10 protein-coding genes and 1 tRNA gene are annotated in these 12803 nt (G+C 72.4%); 4 read left to right on the forward strand and 7 right to left on the reverse strand.

Annotated elements, in window-relative coordinates; translation table 11 throughout:
• Window positions 1-19: 19 nt before the first annotated feature.
• From OTB19_RS01730 to OTB19_RS01750, 5 genes are all read right to left on the reverse strand, one after another.
• Complete coding sequence (locus tag OTB19_RS01730) at window positions 20-793, reverse strand: ABC transporter ATP-binding protein (protein ID WP_267796115.1); 774 nt, start codon at window positions 791-793, stop codon at window positions 20-22.
• On the reverse strand, window positions 790-3528 hold the full coding sequence (locus OTB19_RS01735) for an ABC transporter permease subunit (RefSeq protein ID WP_267796116.1): 2739 nt from the start codon (window positions 3526-3528) through the stop codon (window positions 790-792). Before OTB19_RS01735 ends, OTB19_RS01730 begins: the two co-directional genes overlap by 4 nt.
• 9 nt (window positions 3529-3537) lie before the next feature.
• Window positions 3538-4806 (reverse strand): ABC transporter substrate-binding protein, encoded by a 1269-nt coding sequence (locus tag OTB19_RS01740; RefSeq protein WP_267796117.1) that lies wholly within the window; start codon window positions 4804-4806, stop codon window positions 3538-3540.
• 122 nt (window positions 4807-4928) lie between these two features.
• Window positions 4929-6752 carry an AMP-dependent synthetase/ligase gene (locus tag OTB19_RS01745; RefSeq protein WP_267796118.1) on the reverse strand — a complete coding sequence of 608 codons (1824 nt, stop codon included), beginning with the start codon at window positions 6750-6752 and terminating at the stop codon, window positions 4929-4931.
• Window positions 6753-7079: 327 nt separating this feature from the next.
• Window positions 7080-7931, reverse strand: coding sequence for a LysR substrate-binding domain-containing protein (locus OTB19_RS01750; protein ID WP_267796133.1), 852 nt, complete (start codon window positions 7929-7931; stop codon window positions 7080-7082).
• Between the two features lie 190 nt (window positions 7932-8121).
• Between OTB19_RS01750 and OTB19_RS01755 the strand changes: the two genes are divergently transcribed.
• Both OTB19_RS01755 and OTB19_RS01760 read left to right on the forward strand, forming a co-directional pair.
• Entirely contained in the window at window positions 8122-9162 is a 1041-nt protein-coding gene (locus OTB19_RS01755; protein ID WP_267796119.1) for a bile acid:sodium symporter family protein, read from the forward strand.
• A gap of 9 nt (window positions 9163-9171) precedes the next feature.
• Window positions 9172-9597 carry a (2Fe-2S) ferredoxin domain-containing protein gene (locus tag OTB19_RS01760; RefSeq protein WP_267796120.1) on the forward strand — a complete coding sequence of 142 codons (426 nt, stop codon included), beginning with the start codon at window positions 9172-9174 and terminating at the stop codon, window positions 9595-9597.
• 112 nt (window positions 9598-9709) lie between these two features.
• On the opposite strand, the gene fdhD is transcribed toward OTB19_RS01760, so the two are convergent.
• The gene (fdhD, locus tag OTB19_RS01765) at window positions 9710-10537 is read right to left on the reverse strand and encodes a formate dehydrogenase accessory sulfurtransferase FdhD (RefSeq protein WP_267796121.1); all 828 of its coding nucleotides are present in this window, start codon (window positions 10535-10537) and stop codon (window positions 9710-9712) included.
• A gap of 202 nt (window positions 10538-10739) precedes the next feature.
• Here fdhD and OTB19_RS01770 point away from each other — a divergent pair, with 202 nt between their 5' ends.
• Complete coding sequence (locus tag OTB19_RS01770) at window positions 10740-11681, forward strand: beta-ketoacyl-ACP synthase III (RefSeq protein WP_267796122.1); 942 nt, start codon at window positions 10740-10742, stop codon at window positions 11679-11681.
• Between the two features lie 205 nt (window positions 11682-11886).
• Window positions 11887-11974, forward strand: a tRNA-Leu gene (locus OTB19_RS01775).
• 88 nt (window positions 11975-12062) lie between these two features.
• Here OTB19_RS01775 and OTB19_RS01780 read toward each other — a convergent pair.
• Window positions 12063-12743 carry a tyrosine-type recombinase/integrase gene (locus OTB19_RS01780; protein WP_324290494.1) on the reverse strand — a complete coding sequence of 227 codons (681 nt, stop codon included), beginning with the start codon at window positions 12741-12743 and terminating at the stop codon, window positions 12063-12065.
• Between the last annotated feature and the right edge of the window lie 60 nt (window positions 12744-12803).

Raw genomic sequence — 12803 nt, forward strand, 5'->3', positions numbered from 1 at the left:
CCGCCAAATGGGTGGTTATTCAGGAGGCGCCCAGATAGGCCTCCCGCACCCGCGGGTCCGCCCGCACCTCGGCCGCCGTCCCCTGGGCGAGCACGGCCCCGAGGTCCAGTACGACGACCCGCGCGCAGAGCTCCATCACGAAGGCCACGTTGTGCTCGACCAGCAGCACCGCGCACCCCTCCTCCTCGGCGAGCCGCCGGACGACCGCCGCGAGCCGCTCCCGCTCGGGCGCCGACAGACCCGACGCGGGCTCGTCCAACAGCAGTACCCTCGGCCGGTCGGCCGCCGCGCGGGCCAGCTCCACCATCCGGGCCCGACCCGCGGGCAGCCCGCCCGCGTACACGTCCCCCAGCTCGCCGATCCCGCAGTCCTCCAGCACCCGCGCGGCCCGCTCGCGGCGCTCCCGCCCCCGGCGCCGGCGGGCCGGCGCGGCGACCAGGTCCGCGACCGGCCCGCCCCCGCCACCGCGCCACTCCTGGGCGACGAGCACGTTGTCGGCCACGCTGAGCTGCCCGAACAACTGCTGCCGCTGGAAGGTCCGGCGCACCCCGTGCCGGGCCCGCCAGACCGGGGAGCGGCGGGTCACGTCCACCCCGTCGAGCAGCATCCGCCCCCGATCGGGGCGGCGGATCCCGGACAGCACGTCGAACAGCGTCGTCTTGCCGGCTCCGTTCGGGCCGATCAGACCGCACACCTCCCCGGCCCGGACCCCGAGGTCCACCCCGGTCAGCGCCTTGACCCCGCCGAAGCGCACACAGACCCCGACCGCCTCCAACACGTACGGCGCCGTCATCGGACCATCCCCAGATAGGCCTCGGTCAGCCGGTCGGTCTCCACCTCGGCGCGCGGGCCGCACCAGGACACCCGCCCCTGGGACAGGTAGGCGACCGTGTCCGCGATCCCGAGGATCTCGGCCGCCTTCTCCTCCACCAACAGCAGCGCGGTCCCGGCGGCCCGGAGCTCGACGAGCAGCTCGTACACCTCGTCCACCACGCGCGGCGCGAGTCCCAGCGAGGGCTCGTCGGCGATCAACACCCGCGGTGGGCGCTGCAACAGCGGAGCCAGCGCCAGCAACTGCTGCTCCCCGCCCGACAACGCGCCGGCGGGCACCCGGCGCCGCTCCCGCAGCCGGGGGAACCGCCCGAACACGGCGTCCCGCTCGGCCGGGTCCCGCAGGTGGAGCGCCAGGTTCTCCTCGACGTCGAGCGAGGGGAAGATCCCCCGACCCTCGGGAGCCAGCAGCACGCCGCCCCGCGAACGGCGCACGGCCCCCTCCCGCGTCACGTCCCGCCCGGTCACGAGGACCCGGCCGTCACCGGCGGGCAGCAGGCCCGCGGCGACCCGGCACGCGGTGCTCTTCCCGGCCCCGTTGGGCCCGAGCAGGGCGAGGATCTCGCCCCGCCGCACCACGAGGTCCACGCCGTGCAACACCTCCCCGCCGTCGTACCCGGCCCGCACCCCCCGCAGCTCCAGCGCGACGGCGTGCCCCGCCCGTTCGGCCCCGTCGGCGTTCGAGGCGCGGTCCGGGGCCTGAGTCCCCGAAGCGGCCCGGGGCACGGGCACCACCCCGGCACCCGTCCCGGCTTCGGCTTCGGCGGTGCGTCCCGTACCGGTCGGGCCGGCGGCGCGCCGTCTGGCCAGCCGTACGGGCAGGGCGGCGCAGTAGCCGTCCGGGTCGTTGGCCAGCGCCAGACCCGCCAACCCGAACAGGATCACCGGCAGGTGCGCCGAGGTCGTCACGTAGTGCGCCATCACCTGCGGGGCGACCGCGAACACCAGCCCCGCCACCACCGCGTACTGCGGCCGCCGCACCCCCGCCGCCACCACCACGGCCAGCCACACCAACCCGGTCATCGCCGTGAAGTCCGTGGCCGTGATCCGGGTGTTGTACGAGGCGTACATGACACCCCCGAACCCCGCGAGCCCGGCCGACAGCGTGAACAGCAGCAGCTTGGTCCGCAGCACGGACACCCCGGAGGCCATCGCCGCCGCCGGGGCCGACCGCACGGCCAGCATCGCCCGACCCGAGGGGGAGTCGCGCAGCGCGCCCAGTGCGGCGGCCACGACGGCGACGAGCACCACCAGGGTCACCCCCATCGCCCGGTCGTCGGACAGGTCCACCGGGCCGACGACCGGCCGCGGGATCGACCAGCCGGAGTCCCCGTTGCGCAACCACCGCAACTGGAACAGCACCTGGTCGGCGAGGAACGCCAACGCCAGCGTCGCCAGGGCCAGGGACCGTCCCCCCAGCCGCAGCGCCGGCAGCGCGACCAGGGCGCCCAGGACGGCGGCCGCGCACGTGCCCACCGCCAACGCCGCCACGAACGGCCACCCCCGGCTCATCAACAGCCCGGCCACCAGGGCCGCCCCCGTCACGAACGTGGCCTGCGCCAACGACACCATCGCGCCGAGTCCGGTGACCACGGTGAAGGACATGAACACCAGGGCGATGGCCAACCCCTGGGCGAGGAGTCCGCTCCAGAACGGGGTCGTCACGGTGTAGAAGGCCACGCACAGCAGGCCCGCGCCCGCCGCCCACACCCCCCACCGCCGCAGCCAGGAGGCCCCGGCCAGATGGTCCACCGGCGGGGCGTCCGCGGCGATCGTTCCCGCGGTCCGCGCCCGCCGGGTCAGCACCAGCAGCCCGCCGAACAGGATCAGGAACGGCACGGCCGTCCGGAACCCGGTGATCCCCTCGGCGAAGGAGGCGTGGCCCGCGACCAGGTTCTGCAACACCCCCAGCCCCAGCCCGCCCGCGAACGCCAGGGGGACCGACGCGAACCGTCCGATCACGGCGGCCGTCGCCGACACGAACAGGAACAGGGTGAAGTCGTGCGCGGACAGGCCCAGGAGCGGGGTCGCCAGCACCCCGGCGAGCCCCGCCAGCCCGGAGGCGATCATCCAGGCGACCGAGGACAGCCGGTCGGCGCTGATCCCGCGCAGTTCGGTCAGCGAACGGTTGTCGACGGCGGCCCGCAGCGTCAGCCCCAGCCGGGTGTGTCGCATCAGCACCCACAGGGCCACCGCCACCACGGCCGTCACCACCCACGTGATCAGCTGATCGGAGTCGATGCCGACGCCCTCGGCGAGTTGCCAGGACCGCGCGGGGCTCGGCCCCACCCCGGGGAGCCCGAACTGGTTCTCGGCGGCCTTCACCGGCGCCCCGGCGTCGCCGAGCAGTTCCACCGCCCACAGTCCGGCCGCGGGCAGCGCCACCAGCAGCCCGATGGTCGCCACGATCTGCGCGGTCTCCCCGACCCGGGCGAGCCGCCGGAACATCAGCCGGTCCAGCCCCCACCCGATGCCGGGTGCCACGCCGAGCACCACCAGGAGCGCCGCGGGGACGGCCGGCCAGCCCAGCCCGGAGTGCAACTCGTAGAAGGTGAGGGCGCACAGGTAGGCGGTGGCCCCGTGCGCGAAGTTGAAGAGCCCGGACGCCGAGTAGGACAGCACCAGCCCGGTGGCCAGCAGCGCGTACAGGGCGCCGGAGACCAGGCCGCTCAGTACGAAGACGAGCAGATCACCCATGCCGCGGGCCTACTTGAAGGGGATGGGCTCGTGGCACGCGAACGGGACGGCGACCTCGTACGCGCCGTCCTTCAGCCGGACGAGCGCCCCGCAGCCGAAGCTGTCCTTCTGTCCCTTGGGCTCCGCCCGGTCGCCGACCAGCGTGCCGGTGTCGGAGAAGGTCCGCGCGGCGCTCTGGAAGGTCTCCGCGGTCAGGTTCCTGCCGGCCTTGCCCGCGATGGAGAGGAACAGGTCCGCGGACATGTACCCGGTCATCATGTGCAGGTTCAGCGGCACATTCTGCCCGCCGGCCGCCACCTTGATGTCGGCCTTGAACCGGGCCATCGCCGGGTTCTGCGACTCGAACGGCTCGAACTGCAGGAGCACGTACACCCCGTCGAGGGCCTGCCGGGTGGCGTCCTTGGCGAGCAGCCCCGGGTCGTAGTCGGTCGGGTCGGTGAGCACCCCCCGGTAGCCGGCGCGCTTGAGCGCGGTGAACAGCCCGATGTTGTTGGGGGTCTGCATGACGGAGACGACGGCGTCGGGGGCCTTGCCCCCGTTGCTCGTCAGCATCTCCTTCACGTACGCCGACCAGTCGCTCGGCACGGCGGTGCCGGGCACCGAGGCCTTCGCGTAGGACACCGTGAACCCGGCGCCGGCGAAGCCCTGGCGGAAGGTGGCCACGCCGAACTTCCCGGCGTCGCTGTCATTGGCGACGATCGCCACCGACTTGCCGGCCGCTCCGCCGAGGATCCGGGCGATGCCCTCGGGCCAGGTCTGGTTGATGGTGCCGCCGGGGGTGGGGACCAGGCAGCCGTTGAACCCGTAGATGTACTCCGGTCCGCAGAAGGACGGGAGGGTGCCCCAGCCGAAGGTGGGCACCTTCTCCCGCTGGAGGAAGTCCGCGCCGGAGAAGGTCACCGAACTCATCGGGGAGACCGCGAAGACCTTGTCCTGCTGGACGAGCTTGCGGGCGGCCGCCGTGTTCTTGCCGGGGTCCTGACCGTCGTCCTCGGCGCCGATGTAGTCGATCGTGCGCCCGTTGACACCGCCCTCCGCGTTGGCGCGCAGGTAGCGGGCCTTCGCGCCGAGGTCGGTGTCCTTCTTGCTGTACCCACTGGCGCTGGTCATCGACACGATGCCGCCGACCCTGATGGAGTCGGCGGTGACCCCGCGCGTGGTGCCCGGCGCGTCCCCGGGCCTGCCCGGCGAGGTGCCGTTGGTGGAGGCGGAGTTGCAGGCGGTGAGGAGCGCGAGGGCCGCCGCCGCGGCGGCGAGGGCGTGGATGGGTCGCAGCATGTGTGGAATCCCCTCCGGTCGGAATCCCCGCATTCTGTGCGTGAGCTGACGCACCGTCAATATCGCTGACCAAGAGGAATGACGGATCGTCAGATCGTGCTCGCCGGAGCCGACCCGGCCCGTCAGCCCTGGTACAGGTCCGCCACCTCCGTCGCGTAGGCCTGTTCGATCGCCCGCCGCTTCAACTTCAACGACGGCGTCAACAGCCCGCGTTCCTCGGTGAACTGCTCGGCCAGCACCCGGAACGTACGGATCGCCTCCGCCTGGGACACCAGGGTGTTGGCGGCCACCACCGCTCGGCGCACCTCCGCCGACAGTTCCGGGTCGTGTATCACCCGAGCCGCCGCCTGCTGGGGCAGCCCCCGCATCGACAGCCAGTGCGCGACCCCCTCCATGTCCAGGGTCACCAGCGCCGCGATGTAGGGCCGGTCGTTGCCGACCAGGACGCACTGCGACACCAGGGGATGCGAGCGCACCCGCTCCTCCAGCGCCGTCGGGGAGACGCTCTTCCCGTTCGACGTCACCAGGATCTCCTTCTTGCGCCCGGTGATGGTCAGGTACCCGTCCGCGTCGAGCCGCCCCAGGTCCCCGGTCGCCAACCAGCCCCCGTGCAGCACCTCCTCCGTGCCGCGCGGATCGTTGAGGTATCCGGAGAACACGTGCCCCCCGTGCAGCCAGACCTCCCCGTCGTCCGCGATGTGCACCGAACCGCCCGGGATGGGCGGGCCCACCGTGCCGTACTTCGTCGCCCCCGGCGGATTCGCCGTGGCGGCGGCGGAGGACTCCGTCAGCCCGTACCCCTCGTACACCGTGATCCCGGCGCCGTCGAAGAACAGCCCCAGCCGGCGCGACATCGCCGACCCGCCCGACATCGCGTGCCGCACCCGCCCGCCCATCGCCTCGCGGACCTTGCCGTACACCAGCTTCTCGAAGACCTGGTGCTCCAGGCGCAGCGCGGCCGACGGGCCCGGTCCGCTGCCGAACGCCTTCTGTTCACGGGCCTCGGCGTACCGCACCGCCGTTTCCACCGCCCGGTCGAAGGGGCCCGTACGCCCCTCCGCCTCCGCCTTGCGGCGGGCCGCCGCGAACACCTTCTCGAAGACGTACGGCACCCCCAGCACGAAGGTCGGCCGGAACGCGGCCAGGTCCGGCAGCAGTTCGGCCGCCGCCAACACCGGCTGGTGACCGAGCTTCACCCGGGCCCGGACGGCGGCCACCTCCACCATCCGGCCGAAGACGTGCGCGAGGGGCAGGAACAGCAGCGTCGAGGGCTGCTCACCCGGGCCGGCGCGGAAGACCGACTCCCAGCGGTCGACCATGGTGTCCGCCTCGAACATGAAATTGGCGTGCGTCAACACACAGCCCTTGGGGCGACCCGTGGTCCCCGAGGTGTAGATGACCGTGGCGGTCGCGTCGGGCGTCACCGCGCGGCGATGGCGGTGCACCACGTCATCCGCGACCCCGCGCCCGCCCTCGACCAGCTCCGCCACCGCACCCGAGTCGAGCTGCCAGAGCCTGCGCAGGTCGGGGAGGCGTTCGACGACGGAGCCCACCGTCATGGCCTGGTCCTCGTTCTCCACGACACAGCCGGTGCACGCGGAGTCGTTCAGGATCCAGTGCACCTGCTCGGCCGACGAACTCGGGTAGACCGGCACCGGCTGGGCGCCGATCGCCCACAGCGCGAAGTCGAACAGCGTCCACTCGTACCGGGTCCGGGACATCACGCCCACCCGATCCCCGAACCGGACGCCCTGGGCCAACAACCCCTTCGCGAGCGCCAGCACCTCCTCGGCCAGCTCCCCGGAGGTGACGTCCCGCCAGACCCCCTCCGTCTTGCGACCGAGCACCACCCGGTCCGGATCCTGCCGGGCATGGTCGAAGACGACATCGGCCAGACCGCCGACCGGTGCGTCGGTGACCACGGGTGGGACGGTGAATTCACGCAAGGGCCCGCTCCTCTCCGCGCAGTTTCGCTCCGCACGGCGCCGGTGACGGTACCCCACGCCGGGGCCCGACGGGAGGTGGTCCGAACAACCGGTGCGAAGCCATCACCACTGGTCAGCGCCGTGGGCGCGAGGCCCGTGGAGATCGACGGGAGATCGATGGCCGATCGATGGGTGATCGACGGAGGAACGGGTTCGGATCTCCACGACATCTGCGCGAGCCCCGCACCGCGACCGCCCGGCCCCGACCCGTGTCCGCGGGGCCCCCGACTCGTGTCCGCGTTGCTCCCGACCCGTGTCCGCGGGGCCCCCGGCCGGTGCCCGCGGGGGTCAGGCCGGCCGGCTCAGTCGGTCGCCGCCCGAGAGGATCGCGGCCGCCAGCGCCTCCGCGGCCGGCGTCGACCGGTGCCCCTGGAGCAACGCGAACTCCACCGGCCCCAGTTCCGGCAGGCCGCCCACCCGGACCAGACCCGGCGGGATCAGCCCGCGGGTGTGCGCCATCACGCCGAGCCCCGCCCGGGCCGCCGCGATCAGTCCGCTCAGGCTGCCGCTCGTACAAGCGATCCGCCAGGCCCGACCGTCCCGCTCCAGGACCTCCAGGGCCCGCGCGCGGGTGATCCCCGGAGGCGGGAAGACGATCAGCGGGACAGGACGCTCGGGATCCACCCGCAGTCCCTCCGCCCCGATCCACACCATCCGGTCCCGCCACACCAGCCGACCCCGCTCGTCCCCCCGGCCGCGCCGCTTGGCCAGCACGAGGTCGAGGCGCCCCGCGTCCAGCCGCTCGTGCAAGGTGCCCGACAGCTCGACCGAGAGTTCCAGGTCCACCTCGGGGTGCTCGTGCCGGAACCCCTCCAGCACCTCCGGCAGCCGGGTCAGCACGAAGTCCTCCGACGCCCCGAACCGCAGCCGCCCCCGCAACCGGGTCCCGGTGAAGAAGGCCGCCGCCCGCTCGTGCGCCTCCAGGATCGTGCGGGCGAAGCCCAGCAGCGCCTCACCGTCCTCCGTCAGCTCCACGCTGTGCGTGTCCCGGGCGAAGAGCGGCCGGCCGGTGGCGTCCTCCAGCCGCCGCACGTGCTGGCTGACCGTGGACTGCCGTACGCCGAGCCGCCCCGCGGCCTGCGTGAAGCTGAGCGTCTGGGCCACCGTGAGGAACGTGCGCAACTGGACCGGGTCGTACATGCCGTTCATGGCTCCACGTTATCGCTGTACGTGATGACAGTCAGTTCGGTGTGCGGGTTTCGCGATGACCGCCCGTGCCCGACGATGAAAGACAGCCCGCCATCCCCGCGGCGAGCGCCCCGACGCCCACCCCGAGACCCGCCGAGCCCCGAAGCGGTCACGGCCCCGAGAGCGAATGAGCACCGCGACCATGCGACGCCCCCACCTCCCCTCCCGGCTGCCCCTGGACCCGTACGTCCTGGCCCTGCTGGGCACCGTCGGCCTCGCCGCCCTGCTGCCCGCCCGCGGTCAGGCCGCCGGCGTCGCGCAGGGCGCCACCACCGCGGCCGTGGCCCTGCTCTTCTTCCTCTACGGGGCCCGGCTCTCCACCCGCGAGGCCTTCGACGGGCTGCGCCACTGGCGGCTCCACCTGACCGTGCTCGCCTGCACCTTCGTGCTCTTCCCGCTGCTCGGCCTGGCCGCCCGCGCGCTCGTCCCGAGCGTCCTGACACCCCCGCTCCACAGCGGCCTGCTCTTCCTCTGCCTGGTTCCCTCCACCATCCAGTCCTCCATCGCCTTCACCTCGCTCGCCCGCGGCAACGTGCCCGCCGCGATCTGCGCCGGATCCTTCTCCAGCCTCGCCGGCATCTTCCTGACCCCCCTGCTCGCCGCCGCGCTGCTGGGCAACAGCGCGGGCGGCTTCTCCCTCGACTCCCTGCGGAAGATCGCCCTGCAACTCCTGCTGCCCTTCGTCCTCGGACAACTGATGCGGCCCCGGCTGGGCGGTTTCCTCCTGCGCAACAAGAAGGTGCTGGGTCGCGTGGACCGGGGCTCGATCCTGCTCGTCGTCTACACGGCGTTCGGCGCGGGCATGGTCGCCGGCATCTGGCACCAGGTCAGCGTCCTGCGGCTGGGCGCCCTGATGGCGGTGGAGGCCGTGCTCCTCGCGGTGATGCTCCTGGTCACCTGGTACGGGGCGAAGCGCCTCGGATTCGGCCGGGAGGACCGGATCGCCATCCAGTTCGCCGGGTCGAAGAAGAGCCTCGCCGCCGGACTCCCCATGGCCGGCGTGCTGTTCGGTGCCCACGCGAGCCTCGCCGTGCTCCCGCTCATGCTGTTCCACCAGATGCAGTTGATGGTCTGCGCGGTGCTGGCCCGCCAGCGCGCCCGTGACGTCGACCCCGAACTCCCCGCCAAGCGTGTGGCGGAGGTCTCCCGGCAGGCCCGACACCCCGCGCCGCGGGCCCGGTAACGTGCGGCGGTGACCTGGATACGCCCGCTCGCCGCCCACGCCGAACGCCCCTGCACCCTGGTGGTCTGCCGGGGCTGCTGCTGCGGGGACCCCCGCAAGAACCCCGGCTCCGACCACGCGGGCCAACTGGCCCGGCTGCGCGAGGCCGCCGCCGCCTCCGGGGGCCGGCTCGCCGTCCGTACCAGCGACTGCCTCGGCCCCTGCGCCCAGGCCAACGTCATCGTGGTCCAGCCCACGAGCGAGGCCCGCCGCAAGGGCGCCCGCGCCGCCTGGTTCGGCTGGGCCCTGGACGACACCGCGACCGACGAGATCATCGCGTGGGCCGAGGCCGGCGGCCCCGGCGCGACCCCGATCCCGGCGACGCTCGACCTGCACCGCATCGACCCCCCGGAACCGAAGCCGGCCCCGAACCGACGCGGCCGCCGGGGACGTTGACGGGCGGCCGACGGCGGGCACGTCGACCGGCGCAGACGTCGACCGGCGGGGACGTCGACGACGGGGGATGCGCGGCGGGGGATCCGCGTCCGCCCGCCACGGGCGACGTGCGCTACAGGCTCACGCGCTGTTCGCCCGCGTAGATGTTCATGTCCGGCCCGCGCAGGAAGCCCACCAGGGTCAGCCCCGTCTCCACCGCGAGGTCCACCGCCAGCGAGGACGGCGCCGAGACCGCCGCGAGGACCGGTATCCCCGCCATCACCGCCTTCTGCGCCAGCTCGAACGAGGCCCGCCCCGACACCAGCAGCACCGAGCCGGTCAGCGGCAACCGACCGGCCTGCAACGCCCGACCGACGATCTTGTCCACGGCGTTGTGCCGCCCCACGTCCTCCCGCAGGTCCAGCAGCTCGCCCCCCGCCGAGAACAGGCCCGCCGCGTGGAGCCCTCCCGTGCGGTCGAAGACCTTCTGGGCCGCGCGCAGCCGGTCCGGCAGCAGGGACAGCAGGTCCGCGCTCACCCGGACCGGGTCGGCCTCGATCCCCGGGAACCGGGTCGCCGTACGCACCGCGTCCAGGCTCGCCTTCCCGCACAGACCGCAGGAGGACGTCGTGTAGACGTTCCGCTCCAGCGTGATGTCGGGCACCGGCACCCCGGCCGCGAGCTGCACGTTCACCACGTTGTACGTGTTCGAACCGTCCGAGGTCGCCCCCTCGCAGTAGGTGACGGCCTGGACGTCCGAGGTGCGCGCCAGCACGCCCTCGCTCACCAGGAAGCCCACCGCCAGCGCGAAATCGTCGCCCGGCGTGCGCATCGTGATGGCCAGCGGTTTGCCGTTCAGCCGGATCTCCAGCGGCTCCTCGGCCACCAGCGTGTCCGGGCGGGCCCCCGCCACGCCGTCGCGGATCCGGACGACGCGACGGCGTTCGGTGACCCGTCCCATGTGATCAGTCCACCGTTCGTTCCTCGTCGTGCACCTGACGGGCCCATTCTCGCGGATCCGCCGTCGCGGACGCCCCCGGCAGGAGGATTCTCGGAATTCTCCAAATTCAGGTGCCTTAATCCTGTCGGGTCACGCGCACCCGTACCCACCGGTAGCAGGCAAAGCTGGGTGATCCTGACTGTCGACGAGGGGATTTCCGCCCATGACCGGTTCACGCGTGGTGGCGCTAGGGCACTACCAGCCCGCGAAAGTGATCACCAACGAGGACCTCGCGGCCATGGTCGACACCAACGACGAGTGGATCCGATCCCGGGTCGGCATCAAGACGCGCCACATGGCGGGACCCGAGGAGCCGGTCGACGAGCTGGCCTTCCAGGCCGCGGGCAAGGCCCTCGCGAACGCCGGACTCACCCCCGACGACATCGACCTCGTCCTCGTGGCCACGTCCACCGCGATCGACCGTTCCCCCAACATGGCCGCCCGGGTCGCGGCCAAGCTGGGCATGGGCGGCGGCCCCGCCGTCATGGACATCAACGTCGTCTGCTCCGGCTTCACCCACACCCTGGCCGCCGCCGACCACGCGATCCGCGCCGGCGCCGCCACCCGCGCCCTGGTCATCGGCGCCGACAAGATGACCGAGATCACCGACTGGAGCGACCGCACCACCTGCGTGCTGACCGGCGACGGCGCCGGCGCGGCCGTGGTCGAGGCCTGCGAACAGCCCGGCATCGGCCCCGTGCTGTGGGGCTCGGTACCCGAGATGGGCCACGCCGTGCGGATCGAGGGATCGCCCCCCGTCTTCGCGCAGGAGGGCCAGGCCGTCTACCGCTGGACCACCAGCCGGCTGCCCGCGCTCGCCCGCAAGGTCTGCGAGAAGAGCGGGATCACCCCCGAGGACCTGGCCGGCGTCGTCCTGCACCAGGCGAACCTGCGGATCATCGAACCGCTCGCCGCGAAGATCGGAGCCGTCAACGCCGTCGTCGCCCGCGACGTCGTCGACTCCGGCAACACCTCCGCCGCCAGCATCCCGATGGCCCTGTCCAAGCTGGTCCAGCGCGGCGAGATCCCCTCCGGCGCCCCGGTCCTGCTCTTCGGCTTCGGCGGCAACCTCTCGTACGCGGGACAGGTCATCCACTGCCCGTAGTCGGCCGGGACCGCCGCGCGGGAACGCGGGGCCGTCCGTCCCGGGCAGGTCGGGGAGACGTTCCGTCTCGCCGGCTCCTGCGGGGTATGCCCGCAGGTCAGCGCGGCGCGTCGGATTCCACCGGAGCCGAATACCTGGTCGGAACCACCTCGATCCCCTGCTATTGTTGTCCATGTCGCCGCGGGAAACCGGGGCCGACCACCTGGTCCGGGTGGCGGAATGGCAGACGCGCTAGCTTGAGGTGCTAGTGCCCTTTATCGGGCGTGGGGGTTCAAGTCCCCCCTCGGACACCAGCTAAGACCCCACTTCACGTGGGGTTTTTTGCTTTTCCAGGCTGTGGCGTGACCAACCACGTGACCAACAGCCCAGAGATTCCCCAGGTCAGACCAGGGATGACAGGCCGAGTCGGCCCGCTCCGGAGGCGGCGAGCTTCCGCGCTCCGTCCTTACGTGAGTGCCCGTACCGGGCCATCGTGTAGCCCGGCGAGTGGTGCCGGACGTTTGCTGAGACCTCTACGGGGTTCTCCCCGGCCTCCAGATCGTTCGTGACCTTGCTGTGGCGCCAGTCATGAATCCGGAAGTCCTCCGGCAGGTGCAGCCGGTTCCGTAGGGTGCGCCACCGTGCCGAGACTTTCTCGGGGTCCTGGGGCCCTCCTGCCTCGCCCCGATAGAGCTTGAAGCCGTCCCGGGCAAACACCAGATCATGATCAACCCATGCGCGCCCAAATCGTTTCCTCTCCTCGTCCTGGCGCTGCTTCTGCCACTTGAGGACGTTCATAACGGACTGATCCACATAGATCCGAGCGTTGGCGTCACCGTCCTTGGTGAGCTTCCGAAGCCGGTAGGCGTTGCCTTCCTCGACTACCACCCAGCCCAGTTCGATCGACCCCTCGTCCCAGTGAACGAGTGACCACTTCATCCCCAGGGCCTCACTGCGCCGGACCCCGGTCGCGGCGTAGACGGTCCACAGTGGGGCGTCCCGGAGGCAGTGGTGAGTCAGCCTCGATCCACCGCGTGATCTTTGATCACGCGGTGTGATTGCTTTTGTGGTGGGTTTCCGGATTCGGGCAGGCCGGTATCCCGGGTGGCCGTCCCGGTGGCGGGTTCTCCGAGGTTCTTTCTG

Origin of the sequence: Streptomyces sp. H27-H5 (genome assembly GCF_026627505.1) — a bacterium.
Taxonomy (GTDB): Bacteria; Actinomycetota; Actinomycetes; order Streptomycetales; family Streptomycetaceae; genus Streptomyces.

Excerpts from the sequence above, each read along its gene's own strand:
- OTB19_RS01770 (WP_267796122.1), top strand. The coding sequence starts at position 10,740 with ATGACCGGTTCACGCGTGGTGGCGCTAGGGCACTACCAGCCCGCGAAA.
- OTB19_RS01730 (WP_267796115.1), bottom strand. The coding sequence starts at position 793 with ATGACGGCGCCGTACGTGTTGGAGGCGGTCGGGGTCTGTGTGCGCTTC.
- OTB19_RS01735 (WP_267796116.1), bottom strand. The coding sequence starts at position 3,528 with ATGGGTGATCTGCTCGTCTTCGTACTGAGCGGCCTGGTCTCCGGCGCC.
- OTB19_RS01740 (WP_267796117.1), bottom strand. The coding sequence starts at position 4,806 with ATGCTGCGACCCATCCACGCCCTCGCCGCCGCGGCGGCGGCCCTCGCG.
- fdhD (WP_267796121.1), bottom strand. The coding sequence starts at position 10,537 with ATGGGACGGGTCACCGAACGCCGTCGCGTCGTCCGGATCCGCGACGGC.
- OTB19_RS01755 (WP_267796119.1), top strand. The coding sequence starts at position 8,122 with ATGCGACGCCCCCACCTCCCCTCCCGGCTGCCCCTGGACCCGTACGTC.
- OTB19_RS01750 (WP_267796133.1), bottom strand. The coding sequence starts at position 7,931 with ATGTACGACCCGGTCCAGTTGCGCACGTTCCTCACGGTGGCCCAGACG.